Source organism: Brevundimonas vesicularis (assembly GCF_044807075.1).
GTDB lineage: Bacteria > Pseudomonadota > Alphaproteobacteria > Caulobacterales > Caulobacteraceae > Brevundimonas > Brevundimonas vesicularis_G.
Map to the genome: position 1 here is coordinate 1927643 of NZ_CP085234.1, position 20723 is coordinate 1948365.

Consider the following 20723-nt stretch of genomic DNA (forward strand, 5'->3'; position numbering starts at 1 on the left):
CGCAGCGCGGCGCAAGAGGGGCCTTTTAGCGGACGCAGGGCGTGGGTCAAACGCTCGCGGCGTTGAACCTTACCCAAGGTCACCGCGCCGGCGCAGCGCGGTCTGGCGATCCGATCCTTCAGTCGCTATCTGAAAGGTCGCGCCGACAACGCCGAGAGACCCGACCGATGCACCAGATCCATCTCAACGGCGAGCCACGCCAGGTCCAGGCCGCCACCATCCTGGCCCTGGTCGAGGAGCTGTCGCTGGACCCGCGCAAGGTCGCCGTCGAACGCAATCTTGAGATCGTGCCCAAGTCCCTGCACGCCGCCACGCCGGTGGCCGCAGGCGACCGTATCGAACTGGTCCAGTTCGTCGGCGGCGGGTGATCCGATCAAATCGGGCTACGACGGGTTCCCCCACGCGCCTGAGAGGCCTAGGTCAGCATCCATGACCGATACAGCCAACGAAACCTGGTCCGTCGCAGGCCGCACCTTCAACTCGCGTCTGATCGTGGGCACCGGCAAATACGCCGACTACGCCCAGAACGCCGCCGCCGCCGAGGCGGCCGGGGCCGAGATCGTCACTGTCGCCGTGCGCCGCGTGAACCTGTCGGACCCGACCCAGCCGATGCTGGTCGATTATGTGAAGCCGGATCGCTTTACCTTCCTGCCCAACACCGCCGGCTGTTTCACGGGCGAGGATGCGGTGCGGACTCTGCGTCTGGCGCGCGAAGCCGGCGGCTGGAGCCTGGTCAAGCTGGAGGTGCTGTCCAACACCGCCCACCTGTATCCCGACATGATCGAGACGCTGCGGGCGCTGGATCTGCTGATCAAGGACGGCTTCGACGTCATGGTCTATTGCACCGACGACGTGGTGATGGCCAAGCGGCTCGAAGACGCCGGCGCCGCCGCCATCATGCCTGCCGCCGCCCCGATCGGCTCGGGCCTGGGCATCCAGAACGAGGTCAACGTCCGCCTCATCGTCGAACAGGCCAAGGTGCCGGTGCTGGTCGATGCGGGCGTCGGTACGGCCTCGGACGCGACCCGCGCGATGGAGCTGGGCTGCGACGCCGTCCTGATGAACACCGCCATCGCCGGCGCCAAGGATCCCATCCGCATGGCCCGCGCCATGAAACACGCCGTCATCGCCGGCCGCGACGCCTATCTGGCCGGGCGGATGGCCAAGCGGATGTATGCCGACCCGTCGTCGCCGTTGGCGGGACTGATCTGACCCAACCGTTTCCTCCCCACAGCGTGGGGAGGGGGACCGCGAAGCGGTGGAGGGGTTGTTGAAAGTCCCACAGAGGCCGCCGATGCGGTGAAGAGCCCCTCCGTCTCTTCGCTGCGCTTCGAGCCACCTCCCCATGGATGGGGAGGAGACGATGTTCAGCCATCGCAATGTCGCTGGTCCCTCCGCAGCGATTTCAATCGCTTGCTGATTTATGTCCCTCGTCTCCCATCCACGGGGTCAAACGCCCCCATAATGCGCCCGTCTCGTCGCATGGAGGGCTCGCCTGGCCTGCGACCTTGCGGCGGCGAGAGCGGAGGGAACGGGAGCGGGTCTGAAACGGCCCGCGCCGACAGCGACTCATGGAGCGCCGTCGGAGGGTCGAGGGGGATACTCGGCCGCACTCGGGACGGTCCTCGCAGGGACCGCCGACCCGTCGCAGGCTTATGGGGTTAGGCGATAAGACCGCCACCGCTCGGCGCCCCGAGCTTGCAGGCCAACCACCCGCGCGGAGCGTCATACCCTTCGTCGAAACGGTACATACAAACTCACACTCCGGGCGAAGGCCCGGCGCTCCGCCCAGCCCTCCAGACTTCGCTGCGACCGCGCGAAGCCGATAACCCGTGTCCGGAGACCCGCATGGCCCGCCCCAAACCTCGCCGTCCCAAACCCGGTCGCGGTCTCCCGCCGCCCTACAGACAGACGCCCGAGGAAGAGGCCGAGGATGACCGTCTTCGCGCCCTGCTGGAACTCGAATACATCCGGCTGGACGCCATCTTGGTTGAGAAGCAGGCCGAGGCCGCCGAACGGGCGCGCATCAGGGCGCTCAATGGTCATCCGCCCGTCGAGCCGGTCGCGCTTCGACCTGACGAATTCGGGGGCGGAGACGCCTTCGCTAGTCGCCCAGCAGGGCCTGCAGCAGCGGATGGGCCAGGACCGGGGCCGCCAGACGCACCACGGCCTGGGGGTCTTCCAGGCGGACGGCCGCCGTCGCATCGGCGACGATGAAGTCGGCGTGGGTGCGCGACGGTTCGGTTAGGCGCTCGTGACCCGGACGCACCGTCGCTAGATATTGCGCCACGACCGAATCCGCCGATCGGCCCCGCTCGGCCTGGTCGCGCAGCAGGCGGCGGATGAAGCGGATGTCGGCCGGCGTGTCCACAAAGACGCGGATGTCGAACAGGGCGGTCAGGCCGGGGGTGCACAGAACATGCGTGCCCTCGACGATCACCACCTCGGCCGCCGGGATCGGCTCGCCGCCCGGCTCGCGGCCGTGATGGATGAAGGAATAGACCGGCGCCGTCACCGCGCGCCCGGCCTTCAGTGCCTTCAGGTCTGCGATCATCAGGTCGTGATCGCGCGCCGTCACATCGTCGAAGTCGAAGGTCGCGGCGTCGAAGCCGGGCAGGGAGGCTGCGTCCTTATAATAGCTGTCCTCGCGCACCAGCACGGCCGAACCTTCCGGCAGGGCCGACACCAACGCCTCCGCTAAGGTGCTTTTGCCGGAGCCGGAGCCGCCCGTGATCGCGATCAATATGGTCATGGGCGGCCTTCTAGAGCGGTCGCGCCGCCAACGCCACGGGGGACGATCCGCCGCGCCGTGGCTGACGCTACGTCACGTTGCTTATCGCCGATCACCGATGTTAGCGTCCGCTCAAGCGTCGCATCAAAGCAGACGCATCCAAGGGACAAGGATACGACATGCTGGGCTTGATGCAGGACTGGCCGCTGACGGTCGACAAGATCATCGACCACGCCAAAAACTGGCATGGCGAGCGCGAAGTGGTGACGCGCTCGGTCGAAGGGCCCATCGTTCGCACGACCTACGCCCAGATCCACGACCGGGCCAAACGCGTGTCCAGCGCGCTGAAGGACTGGGGGGTCCAGCCGGGCGACCGCGTCGCCACCCTGGCCTGGAACACCGCCAATCATATCGAGGCCTGGTACGGCATCATGGGCATCGGCGGGGTGTGCCACACCCTTAACCCGCGTCTGTTCCCCGAACAGCTCGTCTACATCATCAATCACGCAGAAGACCGGATCATCTTCGTCGACCTGACCTTCGTGCCGCTGCTGGAAGCGATCCTGCCGCATATCCCCAAGGTCGAACGCGTCGTCATCATGACCGACGCCGCCCACATGCCGCAGACGAAGCTGCCCAAGGCCGTCGCCTATGAGGACGCGATCGCCGGTCAATCGACCGACGTGGTCTGGGGCGACTTCGATGAACAGACGGCCTGCGGCCTCTGCTACACCTCTGGCACCACGGGCAATCCGAAGGGCGTGCTGTATTCGCACCGCTCCAACTTCCTGCACACCTTCATGGGCCTTCAGGCCACGGTGATGGGCGCCACGCCCAAGGAGGTGATCCTGCCGGTCGTGCCGATGTTCCACGCCAACGCCTGGGGCATCGCCTTCGCCGGTCCCGCCGCCGGGACCAAGCTGGTGATGCCGGGCGCCAAGATGGACGGCCAGTCGATCTATGAGCTGATTGAACAGGAGGGCGTAACCTTCTCGGCCGCCGTGCCGACCGTCTGGCAGGGCTTGTTCGCCCATATGAAACAGCACGGGCTGGGCTTTTCGACCCTGAAGCGCGTGCTGATCGGCGGCTCGGCCTGTCCCGAAAGCCTGATCCGCGGCTTCCAGGACGATTTCGGCGTCGAGGTGACTCACGCCTGGGGCATGACCGAGACCTCGCCCATCGGCACCATCGCCAACCTGCCGCCCGAAATACTGAAGCTGCCCTACGACGAGCAGATGAAATACCGCCTCAAGCAGGGCGTGCCGCCGCTGGGCGTCGAGCTGAAGCTGAAGGACGAGGCGGGCGCCGAACTGCCTCACGACGGCGCGACCTTCGGCCGTCTGATGGTCAAGGGGCCGACTATCAGCCGCGCCTATTTCAAGGAAGAGGGCTCGATCCTGGACGACGAAGGCTTCTTCGATACCGGCGATGTGGCCACGGTCGACGACCTGGGCTTCATGCAGATCACCGACCGCGCCAAGGACGTGATCAAGTCGGGCGGCGAGTGGATCAGCTCCATCGAGATCGAGAACATCGCCGTGGGTCACCCCAAGGTCGAGATCGCCGCCGTCATCGGCGCGGCCCACCCCAAATGGGACGAACGGCCCGTGCTGATCCTGAAGCTGAAACCCGACGAGACGCTGGACAAGCAGGAGCATCTGGACTTCCTGACCGGCAAGATCGCCAAATGGTGGATGCCCGACGATGTGGTCGCCGTGGACGACATTCCGCTGGGCGCGACCGGCAAGATCGACAAGAAGCTTCTGCGCGACCGGATGAAGGACTATCGTCTGCCGACCGCTGCCTGATCTGGCGCCTGACCCTAGAACCGGAGCCTGAATGCCGACCAGAAAGCCCGTTCCCGCCATTCTGCCCTGGCTGACGGCGCTTGCGGCGGCGCCCTTTGTGTTGGTCGTGGCGGCCGTCACGGCGACGCGGTTCGGCGGGCTCGATCTGGCGATCGGTTACGACCTGCTGACCTGGACCGTGGCGCGCATCCTGGCCTGGGTCGGTCTGGCGGCGGCGCTGACGGCGACGGTGCTGGCGCTGCGCGATCTGAAGGGCAGGGGTCTTTATGCGCTGGTGGCGCTGGTTCTCTCGGGCGCGACAGTCGCCGGCTTCGTGCTGCGTCAGGGGCAGGATGCGACGCCCCATCCACGTGACGTCAGCACCAACCTGGACGAGCCGCCGGGCCTGCCGCGCGCCGCCGGCGTGCGCAGCGGCGCGCCGCAGACCTGTGACGGTGTGGACGCCATCCCGACCCAGGTCCTGGCCCAGCAGGCGACCTCGGCGCTGGTCGACGCCGGCTTCGTCGTCACCCGCGCCACAACCTTCCAGGTCGAAGCCGTGCACGCCGGCGCCTGGTTCGGCTTCGCCACCGATGCGGTCGTTCGCATCCGCCCCGGCCGCACAGACATTCGCGTCGCTGCTCGCAACAGCCGTCCCGACGGCGGCGCCACCTGCCGCCTCGCCGCGAAAATCACTCGAAACCTGGAAGCGGGACGCTAAGCCAGCCGAAACTGCGCCGACAGGCCGGGCGCGCCATCGTTAATCGCCGCGCCGTCCTCGACCAGCTTAATCAGATGCGCCAGCACCGACAGCGAAGCGGCCGGCCACAGCCGCTGATCGACGGCGGCGTACAGAACCGGGACCATCTCCGCGATCGTGCGATCCCCCGCCGCAAGCCGCTGGAGCACTTGCGCCTCCCGCTCCAGCCGATGCGCGCGATAGGCCTCCAGAAACGGCCGCACCTCCGTCACCGGCGCCCCGTGCGTCGGCCACAGCACATCGAAGTCGCGTTCGATCACTGCGTCCAGACTGGCCATATACTGGCGCATGTTCCCATCCGGCGGCGCCACGACCGTCGTCGACCAGCCCATGACATGGTCGCCGCAAAACAGGGCGTTCTCCTCGCGCAGGACGAAGGCCATGTGATTTGACGCATGGCCGGGCGTGAACATCGCCTCGATCGTCCAGCCGTCGCCCTCGACGGCCTCGCCGCCCGTCAGCACCATATCGGGCGCGAAGTCCGCATCCTCATCCTCGTCCAGCGCACCCGACGCATGCGTTTCCCGCGCCGGAGGCTGGGCCGCCCAAATCCGTGCTCCGGTCGCCTCGGCGACCGGCCGGGCTAGAGGCGCATGATCCCGATGCGTATGCGTCACTAGCACATGGCTGACCCGCCGCCCCTCGACCGCCGCCATCAGCGCCGCCAGATGCGTTTCATCCAGCGGCCCCGGATCGATCACCGCGACCTCGGCCCCTCGGCCAGGTTGGCCGACGATATAGGTCCCCGTTCCAGTAAAGGTGAACGGCCCCGGATTGTCGGCGATCACACGCTGGATCAACGGCGACACCTGATCGCGCCGCCCATAGGCGAAGTCGAACGCCCTTACGAACGGGATCATAGTCACGGCCGCGTTTGGCGCAGAGCTTGCGTTAACGTCTCGGTAATCATGCCTGGAGCGCCCTCAATGGCCCGTTCGATCGCCAACGCTGTATCAAATCGGCTCCCGTTCGTCGCGGCGGCGATCCTGTGTCTCGCCGCGGTGCAAGTGATCGCCGCCTCCTGCACGCCCGAGCCCGCGCCCTATGCGGCACGCGTGGCGATCCAACGCTGAAAATATACTGACACTTAGCGGTGCGCTTGGTGGAGCAAGCCCGAGAAGCGCAGCTAAGGTCGCGTTCACGCATGCCATGGTGGGTGTGTCGTCTCTGTGACAGGTTCGTCTCACTTGTGGCGTGAATGCGTCTTCGCGCTGGACTTGCTTCAAGTGTTGGTATGCTCTCTCGCGCAACCAGCTATTCGGCTGGCACACGGATATGGATTCGGTGGGCTGCAACCGCAGCTCTTCATCGATCATGGGAGAGCTATCCTTGAATAACGTCAAATATCGCCGCGGCTTGTTGGCCACCACCATGATTGGCGGTGCCGCCTTGGCCATGGCGGCTAGCCCTTCATTCGCACAGTCGCAGGACGGAACCGCCGAGGTCGGGGAAATCGTCGTGACCGGCTCGCGCATCGTGCGCCAGGACTACGTCGCCAACAGCCCCGTAGCCACAGTCAGTGCCGAGCAGATTCAAGCACGCGGCGACGTAAACGTCGAGCAGATCCTCAACCAGCTTCCTCAGGTCGTGCCCGGCCTGTCGGCCAACTCCAACAATCCGGCCAATGGCTCGGCGACCGTCGATCTGCGCGGCCTCGGCCCGAGCCGCACCTTGGTGCTGGTCAACGGCCGCCGCTTCGTCCCCTACGATAAGTCGAACGCCGTCGATCTGAACAGCATTCCGGCGGCGCTGATCGACCGCGTTGAGGTCGTCAGCGGCGGCGCCTCGGCGACCTACGGTTCCGATGCGCTGGCCGGGGTGGTCAACTTCATCTTCAAGGACAACTTCGAAGGTCTAGCGGTCAACACCCAGTACGGTATCTCGGGGTACGGTGACGGTGAGCAGTTCAACGCGTCGGCGATGTTCGGCGCTAACATCGCCGATGGCCGCGGCAATGTGACCGGCTTCATCGGTTATGCCGATCGCGATGGCTTCTTCCCCAACGAAGACCGCCCCTGGGCGCTCAGCAGCGCTGCGGGCGGCTCCGGCACCGGAATCTACGGTGGCCTGAACAACCTTGGCACCAACCCGTACACGGCCGTGGGCTGCTCGACTGCTCCGAATCCGTGCCGCCGGTCGTTCCGGACGGCAGGTGTCCCCGGGCAGTTCAACAATGATTTCGGCCTGGGCGCATCCAGCGATCGCTACGATTTCGCCCCGGTCAACCTGCTGCAGTCTCCCTCGGAACGCTACAATGCGGTGCTGCTGGGGCACTATGACATCACTGACAAGGTGACAGCTTTCACCGAAGTCTTCTACACGAATACCCGGAACAACATTCAGTTGGCGCCGACTCCGGCGACCGGGATCAACATTCCGTACGGCAACTACTTCGTGCAGAATTACCCGGCGCTGCTGGCTTATGCCAACTCGCGTCCCAATCCGACAGCGCCTCTGAACTTTGATCGTCGTATGGCTGAAGTCGGCGCGCGCGTGGAAAGCCACGACACGAATGTCCTTCAGTTCAATGGCGGTCTTCGCGCCGAGCTGGGCGGCGATTGGAAAGCTGAAGGCGTTTACGCTTACGGCCGCACCGAGCTGCGGACCTCGATCGAAAACGACGTGTCTCGTTCGCGACTTGCCGCTGCTTTGGCTGCTGGCGGCACCGCGACTACCTGCGCCGCTTCGTCGGTCCAGATCTTCCCCGGTTGCGTTCCGGTAAATCTGTTCGGCGCCGGCACTATCACCCCGCAGGCCGCGAACTTCATTCGCCTGAACTTCGCCGACACCAGCATCTTCGAACTGCCTGCTGGACCGCTGTCGGTCGCGTTCGGCGCCGAGTATCGTGAAGACAAGCTGAGCTTCACGCCGGACGCCGCCAAAGCCTCGGGCGACATCTTCGGCTTCAACGCCGAGCGTCCTGTCGCTGGTCGTACGGAATCGAAGGAACTGTATGCGGAAGCCGTGATCCCGCTGGTTCGCGACGTGCCGTTCATCAAGTCCCTGGAGCTGGAAGTCGGCGCCCGCATGGCCGACTATGACACGGTCGGCAAGATCTACGCCTATAAAGCAGGCGGCTCATGGGAGCCTGTCGACAGCCTGCGCTTCCGCGGCATCTATCAACGTGCCGTGCGTGCGCCGAATGTCTTCGAACTGTTCCAAGCCAACGACCAAGGCTTCCCGGCGGTTCTGGATCCCTGCACCACGCGCAACCCGTCGTCGGGCGCCGCTCGTACCTTGTCGGCCGGTGTGCGCAACTTCTGCACCGCGCAACTCGGTTTCGATCCGGTGGCCACCGGATTCGTCGCCCAGAACACGCAAACGGAGTCGTTCTTCTACGGTAACCCGAACCTGACCGAAGAAACGTCGGACACGGTCACGCTGGGCGCCGTCTGGCAACCGACCTTCGTTCCGGGTCTGTCGATGTCGCTCGACTACTATGACATCAAGGTCGAGGACTACATCGGCACCATCTTCGGCGGTGTCTCCGGCATCGTGAACCAGTGCTTCGCGGCTGGCGCTGCGGCGTCCGGCACGACGGGCGCTCCGGTCTCGGCGGTTGCGGAGTGCAACAACGCCGGCATCGGCCTGCCTCTGATCTATCGTGATCCGGCCGGCAACCTGAAGGCGCGCGCCCCGCTGGGCAACGTCTCGCAACTGCAAACCAGCGGCGTGGACTTCTCGACGCGTTACGGCTGGAACGTTCCGTGGGGCGGCGGCTTCTGGGGTCAGAAGCTGGATGTCGCGGTCAACCTGACCTACCTGGACAGCTACGAACTGGACGGCATCGAATACAAGGGCACGGTCGGCGCTTACAACATCAGCGCTAGCTTGCCCGAGTGGAAGGCAAACGTCTCGCTGGGCTACGACTTCGGTCCGGTCCGCGTGAACTATTCCGGCACTTACATCGACGCCATGGACAACCAGGGTAACATCCCTGACTTCCAAGATGGCGGCTATGTCGGCACCGACTCCTACTGGTACCACGACGTCAGCGCTTCGTATGATTTCAACGACAACGTCGAAATTTTCGGCGGCGTTCGCAACCTGGCGGACAAGGCCCCGCCGGTGTTCGACAATGCCAACGACGGCAACACCGACCCGAACAACTTCGACGTGGTCGGCCGCTACTTCTTCGTGGGCGCACGTCTGAAGTATTGATCCGCACGGGATCACTGAGACTGAGGCGGCGGAGCAACGCTCCGCCGCCTTTTTCGTTTAAGCGGCGCCGTAGAAAAACCATTCGGGCGGGCGAGCGTTACGAATCGTCGCCTGTTTGCGGCGCGCCCCTCCAAGGAAGATCATGCTGAAATTTGTTGTTCCCGGACTGTCGGTCCTGTCGCTACTGGCTGCCGGCGCGGCTGTCGCTCAAACTCAGGATGGACCGATCGTGACGGGTAATCGCTCGGGCGAGACGGCCGATGCGTTGAAGACGCGCGAGGCCATCGCCTATGCACGGCCGTTGCCGCGGGGCGCGCCGAGCGCCGACTATCCGCTGGTGGCGTGGTGCGATGCGCTGGTGACCGGGCACGCCGATCTGGGCGAGACGCTGACGTCGCGCGCGCCGGAGGATGTCGAGCTGGTGCGTCTGGGCCGTCTCGAAGCCCAGGATTTCCGCAGCGCCCTGGCGGCGGCCGCGCCGCGCCAATCGGCCGCTTCGAAGGCTGAGGCCGAGCAGGCCGTCGCCGCCGTCAAGGCGCAGTGGGCCCCGCTGATGGCCAATCCCGACGCCGAGGCGCGCAGCCAGTCGTTCGGCCTATTCTTCGGTCTGCCGGGCCGCTGCGAGCACGCCGCGCGCCGCCTGCGCGACAACATCACCACGCCGCCCGCCACGCTGGAGAGCGTCGGCATCAACTGATCAGTTCGGCGGTTATCCGATGACAGACGGCGGCTTGAGTTCGGCTCAAGCCGCCGTTTCGCGTTTGGCAGCGTAGGGATCGTAGTTGAGGATGGGGGCCAGCCAGCGCTCAGCGGTGCCGACGTCCCATCCCTTGCGGCGGGCGTAATCCTCGACCTGGTCGAGATCGATCTTGCCGACGCCGAAATAGTGGCTGCCCGGATGGCCGAAGTAGAGGCCCGAGACAGAGGCCGGGGGCGTCATGGCGAAGCTTTCCGTCAGGGCCATGCCGGCATTGTCCTCGGCCTGAAGCAGGCGGAATAGCGTTGCTTTTTCTGTGTGATCAGGCTGGGCGGGATAGCCCGGGGCAGGGCGGATCCCCTGGTATTGTTCGGCGATCAGCGCATCGATGTTGGTCGTTTCGTCGGCGGCGTAGCCCCACAGGGTGGTGCGAACTTCCTTGTGCAGCCGTTCGGCGAAAGCCTCGGCCAACCGGTCGGCCAGGGCGGTGACCAGGATAGCGGAATAGTCGTCGCCAACGTCCTTGAAGCGTTTGGCGATCTCCAACTCGCCGTGTCCTGCGGTGACGGCGAAGGCGCCAATATAGTCATCGCCCACATCGGCTATGAAGTCGGACAGGGCCAGATTTGGCTTGCCGTTCGACTTCTCGATCTGCTGGCGTAGCGTGTGGAAGCGGGCGATTTCCGTGTCGTGGCCTTCGTCGGCGTACACGATGACATCGTCACCGTCCGCGCGCGCCGGCCAGAAGCCGACGACGCCTTTGGCCGTGAACCACTTCTCGTCGATGATACGCTTCAGCATGACTTGCGCGTCGGCGAACAGGTCGCGCGCGGCCTCGCCGACGACCTCGTCGTCCAGGATCAGCGGATAGCGGCCGATCAGCTCCCAGCTGGCAAAGAAGGGTGTCCAGTCGATGTGGTCGGCCAGATCCTGCAGGTCCCAGGCGTCAAACGCCTTCACGCCAAGGAAGGCCGGCTTGCCGGGCAGGGGCTGGGCGGGGTCGATGCGGAAGCGGTTCTCGCGGGCCTGGGCCAGGGTCGCGCGGGCCTTCACCTCCTGGCCGCGGGCATATTGCTCGCGGATGCGGATGTATTCGTCGCGGGTGGCGGCCTCGTTCTTCGCGCGCTCGGTCTTGGACAGCAGGCCCGAAACGACGCTGACGGCGCGCGAGGCGTCGACGACGTAGGTGGTCGAGCCCCGGCGGTAGGCGGGCTCGATCTTGACCGCGGTATGGGTGCGACTGGTGGTGGCGCCCCCGATCAGCAGGGGTATGTCGAAGCCGCGCCGCTCCATCTCGGCGCCGACGAAGACCATTTCGTCCAGCGACGGCGTGATCAGGCCCGACAGGCCGATGATGTCGACATTGTGGGCCTTGGCCTCGTCTAAGATGCGGTCGGCCGGGACCATGACGCCCAGGTCGATGACCTCGTAGTTGTTACATTGCAGCACGACGCCGACGATGTTCTTGCCGATGTCGTGGACGTCGCCCTTGACGGTGGCCATCAGGATGCGGCCCGCCTGTTCGCGGGGTTTGCCGGCCTTTTCGGCTTCCATGAAGGGCTCCAGCCAAGCGACGGCCTGTTTCATCACGCGGGCGGACTTCACCACCTGCGGCAGGAACATCTTGCCCGAGCCGAACAGGTCGCCGACCACGTTCATCCCGTCCATCAGCGGGCCTTCGATGACGTGCAGCGGGCGCTCTGACGCCTGGCGCGCCTCTTCGGTGTCGGCCTCGATGAACTCGGTGATGCCGTTGACCAGGGCGTGTTCGATCCGCTTGCCGACCGGCTGTTCGCGCCATTTCAGATCGACGACGCGGGCTTGGCCCTTCTCGCCCTTGTAGCGGGGCGCCATGTCGACCAGCCGCTCGGTGTTCGAGACATTGGTCCGCTGCGGCCTGTTCAGGATCACATCTTCGACCGCCTCGCGAAGTTCGGCGTCGATGTCGTCATAGACCGGCAGGTCGCCGGCGTTGACGATCCCCATGTCCATGCCGGCGTTGATGGCGTGGTACAGGAAGACGCTGTGAATCGCGCGGCGCACCGGCTCGTTGCCGCGGAAGCTGAACGAGACGTTCGACACCCCGCCCGAGATGCGGGCGTAGGGCAGGGTGCGTTTGATCTCCCGCGTCGCCTCGATGAAGTCGACGGCGTAGTTGTCGTGCTCCTCGATCCCCGTCGCCACGGCGAAGATGTTGGGGTCGAAGATGATATCCTCGGGCGGGAAGCCGACCTCGTTGACCAGGATGTCATAGGCGCGGGTGCAGATCTCGATCTTGCGCGCGGCGGTGTCGGCCTGACCCACCTCGTCAAAGGCCATGACCACGACGGCGGCGCCGTAGCGCAGGCATTTGATCGCATGATCGCGGAAGGCCTGCTCGCCCTCCTTCATGCTGATCGAGTTGACGATGGGCTTGCCCTGAACGCACTTCAGCCCCGCCTCGATCACCTCCCATTTGGAGCTGTCGATCATCACCGGCACGCGGGCGATGTCGGGCTCGGCCGCGATCAGGTTCAGGAAGGTCCGCATGGCGACGACGCCGTCCAGCAGCCCCTCGTCCATGTTGACGTCGATGATCTGGGCGCCGGCCTCGACCTGCTGGCGGGCGACGTCCAGCGCGGCGGAATAGTCGCCCTCGACCACCAGCTTGCGGAATTTGGCCGAGCCGGTGACGTTGGTCCGTTCGCCGACGTTGATGAAGACAGGACGCACCTACGCTACCAATTCAAAAGGTTCGAGTCCGCTCAGGCGCAGGGCCACGGGTCGTTCCGGGATGGCGCGGGGCTTCAGCGGCGCGACCTCTTCGGCGACGTGACGAATATGATCCGGCGTCGTGCCGCAGCAGCCGCCGACGATGTTGACCAGACCCGAGGCGGCCCATTCCTCGATGAAATGGGCGGTCTCGTGCGGTTGTTCGTCGTATTGGCCCATGGCGTTGGGAAGGCCGGCGTTGGGATAGGCGGCGACCAGGGTGTCGGCGACGCGGCTCAGCTCGGCGATGAAGGGCCGCATCAGGTCGGCGCCCAGGGCGCAATTGAAGCCAACGGCGAACGGTTTGGCGTGGCGTACGCTGTTCCAGAACGCCTCGGCCGTCTGGCCTGACAAGGTGCGGCCCGAGCGGTCGGTGATGGTGCCGCTGATCCAGATGGGCAGAGGCTCCAGACCTTCGTCCTCCAGGTCCTTGATTGCCTTGATCGCAGCCTTGCAGTTCAGCGTGTCGGTGATGGTCTCGATCAGATAGAGGTCGACGCCGCCCTCGTTTAGCGCCTTTACCTGATGGCGATAGGCCTCATAGACCTGATCGAAGGTCACGCTGCGGGCGCCGGGGTCGTTCACGTCGGACGACATGGACAGCATCTTGTTCAGCGGACCGATGGAGCCGGCGGCGAAGCGGGGCTTGTGTGGCTCCTTGGCGGTCCAGCGATCGGCCGAGGCGCGGGCCAGTTTCGCACCCTCCAGATTGATGTCCCACACCGCCTGGGCGTCCAGGGCGTAGTCCTCCTGAGCGATGGTGGTGCCGGAAAAGGTGTTGGTCTCGGAGATGTCGGCGCCGGCGGCGAAATACTGGTCGTGCAGGTCGGCGATGACATCGGGCCGCGTGATGCAGAGGATGTCGTTGTTCCCCTTCATCTGGTGCTTCTCGTCATAGCCGTTGGCGGCGATGAACCGGTCGGCGCGGAAGTCGGCCTCGTCCAGCCCGCGACGCTGGATCATGACGCCCCAACTGCCATCGAGGACCAGGATGCGTTCCTTGGCCGTCTGATGCAGGGCGGCGATTCGTTCTGCGCGGGTCATTGAGCTGCCGCCGTCTCGCGCACGCCCAGAACACGACAGATCGCATAGACCAGGTCGGAGCGGTTCAGGGTGTAGAAGTGGAAGTCCGAGAAACCCTCTTCCTGCAGACGCGCGCAGGTTTCGGCGGCGACGGAAGCGGCCAGCAGTTTGCGGGTTTCGGGATCGTCGTCCAGGCCGTCGAAATGCGCCTTCAGCCAGTCGGGGATGCTGGCGCCGCACGCGCCGCACATCCGCTGAAGACCGGCGAAGTTGGACACCGGCATGACGCCGGGGATCAGGGGGATGGTGACGCCCGCCGCCCGCACCCGGTCGCGGAACCGAAGGAAGGCGTCGATGTCGAAGAAGAACTGGCTGACGGCGCGGGTCGCGCCGGCGTCGACCTTAGCCTTGAGCACCTCGATGTCGTGCTCGATCGAGGGGCTTTCGGGATGGCGTTCGGGATAGGCGCCGACCGTGACGTCGAATCCGCCGATGCGGTTGATGGCGGCGGTCAGCTCGGTGGCGTTGGCATAGCCGTCGGCGCGCGGCTGATAGACGCCGCCGATGCCGGCCCCGCCGGGGGGATCGCCGCGCAGGGCCACGATGTGATCGACGCCGATCGCCTTGTAGCCTTCGATGACCTCATCGACTTCTTCCCGGCTGGCCTCGACGCAGGTCAGGTGCGCGGCGGGGCGCAGAGAAGTCTCGGTGATGATGCGCTGGACTGTGCGGTGGGTCCGCTCGCGGGTCGAACCGCCGGCGCCGTAGGTCACGGAGACGAAGGCGGGGTTCAGCGGCTCCAGACGGCGGATCGCCTTCCACAGATTGGCCTCGGCCTTATCGGTCTTGGGCGGAAAGAATTCGAACGAGACGCGTACGGCGTCGCGGTTCGATCCGGCGCGGGCTACGGGGCCAAGCGGCGACAGCAGCAGGGCGCGGGCGTCGGCCAGGTTGAGGGAGGCGGAGGAGGCCATCAGGCGGTCTTTCTGTCCTGGACGCGGCGTTCCGCCGTCCAGATGGTCACGGTCAGGCCCTCGGCGTCGTGGGGCAGGGCGATGGGGGCCGATGGCGTCAGGCCGCCGTCCTTCAGCCAGCCGTTGATCTCGCTGTCGGCGAAGCCCAGGCGGCGATGCTGATGCGCTTCGCGCATATGTTCGAAGTCGTGCGGAGCGAAGTCGATGATGACCAGGCGGCCGCCCGGACTGACCAGGCGGGCGGCCTCGGCGACGGCGGCGGACGGATCGGACAAGTAGTGCAGCACCTGATGCACGATCACCAGATCGGCGCTGGCGGCAGGCAGGCGGGTGGCGAAGATGTCGCCGTGGCGCAGTTCGACCTGCTCCACGCCCGCCTTGGTGACGTTGGTGCGCGCGATGTTCAGCATGTTTTGGCTGAGATCCAGCCCGACTGACATCTTGGCCTTCTTGCCGAACAGGGTCAGCATCCGGCCAGAACCCGTGCCCAGATCGACGACGCGTTCGAAGGGGCCGGGCCCCACAGCCTTTTCCAGCGCCGCCTCGACAGCGCTTTCGCTGACATAGAGCGAACGCAGACGGTCCCACTGGGGCGCGACCTGTTCGAAATAGCTGGCGGCGGCTTCCTCGCGATCCTTGCGGACCTCGTCCAGACGGCGATGATCGGCCTCGCCTGCGTCCTCGGCCAGGATGTCCAGCACCGTGTCGATCAGCCGGCGCGCCTGGGCGTCATGCGACAGGCGGTAATAGACGCGGGCGCCGTCGGGAAAGCGCTCGATCAGCCCGGCGTCGGTCATCAGCTTCAGATGGCGCGACACCCGGGGTTGGCTTTGGTCCAGGATGCGGGACATTTCCATGACCGACAGCTCTTCGCCCGCCAGCAGCGACAGAAGGCGCAAACGGGTGGGTTCGCCGGCGGCGCGGAGGGCTTCGACAGTCTGATCGGCGGACAAACTCATATGTTCATATAAAGATATCCTTATATGATTTGGCAAGTGAAATCGGTTTCTTGGAAACGCGACGGGAATGGTTCGTGCGCGCGTTAAAGTCCACAGCCCGTCTTGGAGTGATCTCATGCGTAGCCTGTTCATCGCCGCCCTTGCTCTCGCCGCCGCCGGTCCGGCGTTGGCCCAGAGCGACTTTCCCGAGACTGAAATGTCGGGAAGGCCTATGGACGGGCAGATGCGGCCGCCGGAGCGCGAAAACCTGGCCCAGATGCAGGCGCGCATGACCCAGATGTTCGATCGTCTGGACGCCGATGAAGATGGCGTGGTCGACGCCAGCGAACTGGCCAATGCGCGCGGCGGTCGGATGCTGACGCTGCGACGCCGATGCAGACGGACGCATTACTCGCGAAGAGTTCGACGTGGGCCTCGCCGCCGCCTTCAAGGCGATAGACAAGAACGGCGACGGCGTGGTGACGGCGGACGAACGGCCGCAGCGTCCCCGCTAAAGTCAGACGACGGGCGTTTTCAGCGGCTCGCCCGCGAAGTGCGCCTGCAGATTTTCGATCAGCAGCATCAGCATGCCCTGAACACCGGCGGTCGTGGCTCCGGCGGTGTGGGGCGTGAGAATGACATTGGGAACGTCGGCCCAACGGGCTGGATCTGTCGGCTCCTCGATGAAGACATCCAGGGCCGCCTGACCCAATGTCCCTGACATCAAGGCGGCGATCAGGGCGTCCTCGTCCACGACCTGACCGCGCGAGACATTGACCAGCAGGCCGTCGTGGCCGAGCGCCTCGAGGATGTCCCGCGAGATCAGGCCGCGATTGGTCTCGTCCGCCTTGCAGGCGACGACCAGGATGTCGCTGGCCTTGGCGAGCGCCAGCAGGCTGTCGGCGCGCGGCCAATCGGCGTCGTGCGGGCGCGGCCCCCACCAGCTGACCGCCATGCGGAAGGCCTCGGCGCGGTCGGCGACGGCCTTGCCAATGTGGCCCAAGCCGACGATGCCCAGCTTCTGGCCGGCGAGCGACGTCGTGATGGTGCGCGTCTCGAAGGTCCAGCCGCCGGCGCGGACCTGACGGTCGCCCGAGGCGATCTGACGGCGTGCGGCCAGGATCAGGCCCAGGGCGTGATCGGCGACATCCTCGTGATTGACGCCGGGGGCGTGGGTGACGGGAAGGCCGCGCCGGCGGCACCAGTCGATGTCGATCCCGTCGTAGCCGGAGGTGAAACAGGCCACGAGGTCGAGGTTCGGCAAGCGCTCGATCAGCGCCTTGTCCAGCGGCGCCTCGCCGGCGACGACCATGACGCGGATGTCGTGGGCGGCCTCGATCGGCGGACCCTCCCAGAAGCGATAGACGTCGTAGGCGCTCTCCAGAAATCCCGAGAGCGGGGCGAGATGCCGCTGCATGATGAGAACGGCGGGGCGTTGGGTCATGCAGCGGCTCCTCTTGTCAGGTCAGGCGATCAGCGGCCGAACTTCTGGTGCTGGATGCGCTTGGGAATGATGCTGTCGGCGCCCAGGCGACGCATCTTGTCCTGTTCGTAGGCTTCGAAGTTGCCCTCGAACCATTCGACGTGGCCGTCGCCCTCGAAGGCGAGGATGTGAGTGGCCAGACGGTCAAGGAACCAGCGGTCGTGGGAGATGACCACGGCGCAGCCCGCGAACTCTTCCAGGGCCTCTTCGAGGTTCTGAAGGGTCTCGATGTCCAGGTCGTTGGTCGGTTCGTCGAGCAGGATCAGATTGCCGCCCGAGGCCAGGGTCTTGGCCAGGTGAACGCGATTGCGCTCACCGCCGGACAGCTGTCCGACCTTCTTCTGCTGATCGCCGCCCTTGAAGTTGAAGCTGCCGACATAGGCGCGGGTGTTGATCTCGCGCTTGCCGACCATCATCACGTCGGTGCCGCCCGAGATGGCCTGCCAGATGGTTTCGTCCGGCTTCAGGTCGTCACGCGACTGGTCGACATAGGCCAGCTTGACGGTCTCGCCCACGCGGATCGAACCGCCGTCGGGCTGCTCCTGGCCGGTGATCAGCTTAAACATGGTCGACTTGCCGGCGCCGTTCGGGCCGATGACGCCGACGATACCGTTGGGCGGCAGTTTGAAGGTCAGGTTGTCGAACAGGGTCTTGTCGCCGAACGACTTCTGCAGACCCTCGACTTCCAGAACGACGTTGCCGAGGCGCGGCCCGGGCGGGATCTGGATGTGGGCGTGCGTCTGGGCGCCGCGCATCGACTCCTGTTCCTCGACCATACGCTCGTAGGCGGCCAGACGGGCCTTGGACTTGGCTTGACGGGCCTTGGCGCCCGAACGGACCCATTCCAATTCGCGGGTGAGGGCGCGCTGGCGGGCTTCGGATTCCGACTGCTCCTGAACGACGCGCTTCTGCTTGGCTTCCAGCCACGAGGAATAGTTGCCCTCGTGCGGGTGGCCCTTGCCGCGGTCCAGCTCCAGCGTCCACTTGGTGACCTGGTCCAGGAAGTAGCGGTCGTGGGTGACCAGGATGACGCAGCCGGGGAAGTTTTCCAGGTGGTGCTGCAGCCAGGCGACAGATTCGGCGTCCAGGTGGTTGGTCGGTTCGTCCATCAGCAGCATGTCGGGCTTGCTGAGCAGCAGGCGGGCCAGGGCCACGCGGCGCTTCTCACCGCCGGACAGGTTGGTGACTTCCCAGTCGTCGGGCGGGCAGCGAAGGGCGCCCATGGCCTGGTCGATGCGGCTGTCGATGTCCCAGACGTCGCCGGCGTCGATCTTTTCCTGAAGGGAGGTCATCTCCTCCATCAGTTCGTCGGTGTAGTTTTCGCCAAGTTCAGCGGCGACTTCGTTGAAGCGGTTGACCCACTGCTTCTCTTCGCACCAGGCCTCGACGTTCTGGCGCACGTTCAGGGCGGGATCGAGCTGGGGCTCCTGTTCCAGATAGCCGCGCTTGATGCCGTCGGCGGCGCGGGCCTCGCCGTTGAACTCGTTGTCCAGGCCAGCCATGATCTTCAGCAGGGTGGACTTACCCGAGCCGTTGACGCCGACGACGCCGATCTTGGCGTCGTTGTAGAAGCTGAGCCAGATGTTCTCGAAGATCTTGCGGCCGCCGGGGAAGGTCTTGGTCAGACCCTGCATCTGGAAAATATATTGCTGCGCCATGAGGTGCGGTGCGCCCTTCGGGTTCGTCTGAATGGGGAGTTGCGCCGGATGTAGCGATCCTGCGCGCGAAGGGCAAATATGGCGGGCAGGCGTCTTCGCCTTCGCGCGGTCGCAGCGAAGTCTGGAGGGCTGGGCGGAGCGCCGGGCCTTCGCCCGGAGTTGATTTGTAGTGTTACCGTTTCGACGAAGGATGGACGCTCCGCGCGGAAGGTTGGCCTGCAAGCTCGGGGCGCCGAGCGGTGGCGGTCTTATCGCCTAACCCCATAAGCCTGCGACGGGCGGGTCGGAGCAGCGATCCCCGATCCCCGGTGCGGCCGAGTATCCCCCTCGACCCTGCGACGCGACTGCGGACGCTGGGGCGATTCCCCGACCGATCAGCCCCGGCGCCGCGATGGGATCTCACCATCGCCCCCGTTCCCTCCGCTCTCGCCGCCGCAAGGTCGCAGGCCTTACGAGCCCTCCATGCGACGAGACGGATGTATTATGGGGCCGTTTGACCCCGTGGATGGGAGACGGGGGACATATTTCGGCAAGCGGTTGAAATCTCAGCGGATGGACCAGCGGCATTGCGATGGCTGAGCATCGTCTCCTCCCCATTTCATGGGGAGGTGGCTCGAAGCGCAGCGGAGAGACGGAGGGGCTCTTTCCGCATCGCAGGCGCTTAAGCGGCGTCTAGAACCCCTCCACCGCTTCGCGGTCCCCCTCCCCACGCTGTGGGGAGGAGACGATGGGCGGTGCTTGCCCTCGGGTAAGTCTGGGCTTACGGGTCCGCGCCTTGATGAACGATTCAGGGAGCGGTCGATGACCCTCGCACTTCTGTTTCCGGGACAGGGCAGCCAGGCCGTCGGCATGGGCGCGCCGTTGGCGGACGCCTTCCAATCCGCTCGCGACGTCTTCGCCGAGGTGGACGAGGCGCTGGGCCAGAAGCTGTCGGTGCTGATGCGCGAAGGCCCCGAGGATCAACTGACCCTGACCGAGAACGCCCAGCCCGCCCTGATGGCGGTGTCCGTGGCGGCGATCCGGGCGTTGAAGGCCGAGTTCGGCTTTGACGTGGCGAGCGCGGCCTATGCGGCCGGTCACTCGCTGGGCGAATATTCGGCGCTGGCGGCGGCAGGCGCGATTTCGCTGTCGGATACGGCGCGGCTGCTGAAGCTGCGCGGTCAGGCCATGCAGCGCGCCGTGCCGGTGGGGCAGGGGGCGATGGCCTCGCTCATCGGACCCAAGACGGATCTGGCGCTGGCGGAAGCGGCGGCGGCGGCCGGGGCCGAGATCGGCGTCTGCGTGGTCGCCAATGACAATAACAACGGCAATATCGTCATCTCGGGCGAGAAGGCCGCCGTGGATCGGGCCATCGAGAAGGCCAAGGAACTGGGCGCGCGGGCGATCCCGCTGAACGTCTCGGCGCCCTTCCACTGCCCGCTGATGCAGCCGGCGGCCGACGAGATGGCCGCCGCCCTGGCCGAGGCGAAGATTGTCGCGCCGGTCGTGCCTGTCGTCGCCAACGTCCTGGCGCGGCCCGAGAGCGATCCGGAAGTCATCCGTCGACTGCTGGTCGAACAGGTAACCGGCCGGGTGCGCTGGCGCGAGAGCATGGAATGGATGGCGACCGACGGCGGCGTGACGCGCTTTGTCGAGATCGGCTCGGGCAAGGTGCTGACCGGCATGGCCAAGCGGATCGCACCGGACGCCGAGGCCTTGCCGCTGAATACGCCCGAAGAGTTGGAAGCGTTCGCGAAATCGGTGTGAAGCCCCCAAGTCGT

Annotated in this window: 17 protein-coding genes; 9 read left to right on the forward strand and 8 right to left on the reverse strand. The window is 65.7% G+C overall.

Translation table 11 applies throughout. The features are described 5' to 3' along the window. Positions 1-167 precede the first annotated feature (167 nt). Positions 168-368, forward strand: a complete 201-nt coding sequence (thiS, locus tag LG306_RS09640; protein WP_112861800.1) for a sulfur carrier protein ThiS — start codon at positions 168-170, stop codon at positions 366-368. Positions 369-429: 61 nt separating this feature from the next. Continuing rightward, positions 430-1212 carry a HisA/HisF-related TIM barrel protein gene (locus LG306_RS09645; protein ID WP_039247919.1) on the forward strand — a complete coding sequence of 261 codons (783 nt, stop codon included), beginning with the start codon at positions 430-432 and terminating at the stop codon, positions 1210-1212. An 892-nt stretch (positions 1213-2104) separates the two neighbouring features. On the opposite strand, the gene udk is transcribed toward LG306_RS09645, so the two are convergent. Then, positions 2105-2752, reverse strand: a complete 648-nt coding sequence (gene udk, locus LG306_RS09650; RefSeq protein WP_205681174.1) for a uridine kinase — start codon at positions 2750-2752, stop codon at positions 2105-2107. A 158-nt stretch (positions 2753-2910) separates the two neighbouring features. On the opposite strand from udk, the gene LG306_RS09655 reads away from it, so the two are divergent. Next, complete coding sequence (locus LG306_RS09655; protein ID WP_404413993.1) at positions 2911-4539, forward strand: long-chain-fatty-acid--CoA ligase; 1629 nt, start codon at positions 2911-2913, stop codon at positions 4537-4539. A 31-nt stretch (positions 4540-4570) separates the two neighbouring features. Then, positions 4571-5239, forward strand: coding sequence for a DUF1499 domain-containing protein (locus LG306_RS09660; protein ID WP_404413995.1), 669 nt, complete (start codon positions 4571-4573; stop codon positions 5237-5239). Here LG306_RS09660 and LG306_RS09665 read toward each other — a convergent pair. Beyond that, on the reverse strand, positions 5236-6138 hold the full coding sequence (locus LG306_RS09665) for an MBL fold metallo-hydrolase (RefSeq protein ID WP_404419693.1): 903 nt from the start codon (positions 6136-6138) through the stop codon (positions 5236-5238). The genes LG306_RS09660 and LG306_RS09665 overlap by 4 nt on opposite strands. Positions 6139-6204: 66 nt before the next feature. Here LG306_RS09665 and LG306_RS09670 point away from each other — a divergent pair, with 66 nt between their 5' ends. From LG306_RS09670 to LG306_RS09680, 3 genes are all read left to right on the forward strand, one after another. After that, entirely contained in the window at positions 6205-6351 is a 147-nt protein-coding gene (locus LG306_RS09670; RefSeq protein ID WP_404413997.1) for a hypothetical protein, read from the forward strand. Between the two features lie 256 nt (positions 6352-6607). Beyond that, complete coding sequence (locus LG306_RS09675; RefSeq protein ID WP_404413999.1) at positions 6608-9439, forward strand: TonB-dependent receptor plug domain-containing protein; 2832 nt, start codon at positions 6608-6610, stop codon at positions 9437-9439. Positions 9440-9581: 142 nt separating this feature from the next. Further along, on the forward strand, positions 9582-10136 hold the full coding sequence (locus LG306_RS09680; protein WP_055808523.1) for a hypothetical protein: 555 nt from the start codon (positions 9582-9584) through the stop codon (positions 10134-10136). A 45-nt stretch (positions 10137-10181) separates the two neighbouring features. Here LG306_RS09680 and metH read toward each other — a convergent pair whose 3' ends face one another. Genes metH through LG306_RS09700 form a run of 4 tightly spaced genes read right to left on the reverse strand, consistent with a single transcriptional unit; the run spans position 10182 to position 15843 of the window. Continuing rightward, complete coding sequence (metH, locus tag LG306_RS09685; RefSeq protein ID WP_404414002.1) at positions 10182-12848, reverse strand: methionine synthase; 2667 nt, start codon at positions 12846-12848, stop codon at positions 10182-10184. Next, positions 12849-13931 (reverse strand): homocysteine S-methyltransferase family protein, encoded by a 1083-nt coding sequence (locus tag LG306_RS09690; protein WP_404414004.1) that lies wholly within the window; start codon positions 13929-13931, stop codon positions 12849-12851. Continuing rightward, the gene (gene metF, locus LG306_RS09695; RefSeq protein ID WP_404414006.1) at positions 13928-14884 is read right to left on the reverse strand and encodes a methylenetetrahydrofolate reductase [NAD(P)H]; all 957 of its coding nucleotides are present in this window, start codon (positions 14882-14884) and stop codon (positions 13928-13930) included. The genes LG306_RS09690 and metF overlap by 4 nt, the downstream gene beginning before the upstream one ends. Next, a complete protein-coding gene (locus LG306_RS09700) occupies positions 14884-15843 on the reverse strand; it encodes an ArsR/SmtB family transcription factor (protein WP_404414008.1) in 960 nt (319 codons plus the stop codon). The genes metF and LG306_RS09700 overlap by 1 nt, the downstream gene beginning before the upstream one ends. Positions 15844-16250: 407 nt before the next feature. Here LG306_RS09700 and LG306_RS09705 point away from each other — a divergent pair, with 407 nt between their 5' ends. Beyond that, positions 16251-16337, forward strand: coding sequence for an EF-hand domain-containing protein (locus LG306_RS09705; protein ID WP_404419695.1), 87 nt, complete (start codon positions 16251-16253; stop codon positions 16335-16337). 2 nt (positions 16338-16339) lie between these two features. Here LG306_RS09705 and LG306_RS09710 read toward each other — a convergent pair whose 3' ends face one another. Together LG306_RS09710 and ettA are read right to left on the reverse strand one after the other, a co-directional pair. Continuing rightward, positions 16340-17266 carry a 2-hydroxyacid dehydrogenase gene (locus LG306_RS09710; RefSeq protein ID WP_404414010.1) on the reverse strand — a complete coding sequence of 309 codons (927 nt, stop codon included), beginning with the start codon at positions 17264-17266 and terminating at the stop codon, positions 16340-16342. 29 nt (positions 17267-17295) lie between these two features. Next, on the reverse strand, positions 17296-18963 hold the full coding sequence (gene ettA / locus LG306_RS09715; RefSeq protein ID WP_404414012.1) for an energy-dependent translational throttle protein EttA: 1668 nt from the start codon (positions 18961-18963) through the stop codon (positions 17296-17298). Between the two features lie 801 nt (positions 18964-19764). On the opposite strand from ettA, the gene fabD reads away from it, so the two are divergent. Then, the gene (gene fabD / locus LG306_RS09720; RefSeq protein WP_404414014.1) at positions 19765-20709 is read left to right on the forward strand and encodes an ACP S-malonyltransferase; all 945 of its coding nucleotides are present in this window, start codon (positions 19765-19767) and stop codon (positions 20707-20709) included. Positions 20710-20723: the final 14 nt, after the last annotated feature.

What these genes read in the sequence shown, in the direction of transcription:
- thiS (WP_112861800.1), top strand. Translation starts at nt 168, where the DNA reads ATGCACCAGATCCATCTCAACGGCGAGCCACGCCAGGTCCAGGCCGCC.
- LG306_RS09645 (WP_039247919.1), top strand. Translation starts at nt 430, where the DNA reads ATGACCGATACAGCCAACGAAACCTGGTCCGTCGCAGGCCGCACCTTC.
- udk (WP_205681174.1), bottom strand. Translation starts at nt 2,752, where the DNA reads ATGACCATATTGATCGCGATCACGGGCGGCTCCGGCTCCGGCAAAAGC.
- LG306_RS09655 (WP_404413993.1), top strand. Translation starts at nt 2,911, where the DNA reads ATGCTGGGCTTGATGCAGGACTGGCCGCTGACGGTCGACAAGATCATC.
- LG306_RS09660 (WP_404413995.1), top strand. Translation starts at nt 4,571, where the DNA reads ATGCCGACCAGAAAGCCCGTTCCCGCCATTCTGCCCTGGCTGACGGCG.
- LG306_RS09665 (WP_404419693.1), bottom strand. Translation starts at nt 6,138, where the DNA reads ATGATCCCGTTCGTAAGGGCGTTCGACTTCGCCTATGGGCGGCGCGAT.
- LG306_RS09670 (WP_404413997.1), top strand. Translation starts at nt 6,205, where the DNA reads ATGGCCCGTTCGATCGCCAACGCTGTATCAAATCGGCTCCCGTTCGTC.
- LG306_RS09680 (WP_055808523.1), top strand. Translation starts at nt 9,582, where the DNA reads ATGCTGAAATTTGTTGTTCCCGGACTGTCGGTCCTGTCGCTACTGGCT.
- LG306_RS09690 (WP_404414004.1), bottom strand. Translation starts at nt 13,931, where the DNA reads ATGACCCGCGCAGAACGAATCGCCGCCCTGCATCAGACGGCCAAGGAA.
- metF (WP_404414006.1), bottom strand. Translation starts at nt 14,884, where the DNA reads ATGGCCTCCTCCGCCTCCCTCAACCTGGCCGACGCCCGCGCCCTGCTG.
- LG306_RS09700 (WP_404414008.1), bottom strand. Translation starts at nt 15,843, where the DNA reads ATGAGTTTGTCCGCCGATCAGACTGTCGAAGCCCTCCGCGCCGCCGGC.
- LG306_RS09710 (WP_404414010.1), bottom strand. Translation starts at nt 17,266, where the DNA reads ATGACCCAACGCCCCGCCGTTCTCATCATGCAGCGGCATCTCGCCCCG.
- ettA (WP_404414012.1), bottom strand. Translation starts at nt 18,963, where the DNA reads ATGGCGCAGCAATATATTTTCCAGATGCAGGGTCTGACCAAGACCTTC.
- fabD (WP_404414014.1), top strand. Translation starts at nt 19,765, where the DNA reads ATGACCCTCGCACTTCTGTTTCCGGGACAGGGCAGCCAGGCCGTCGGC.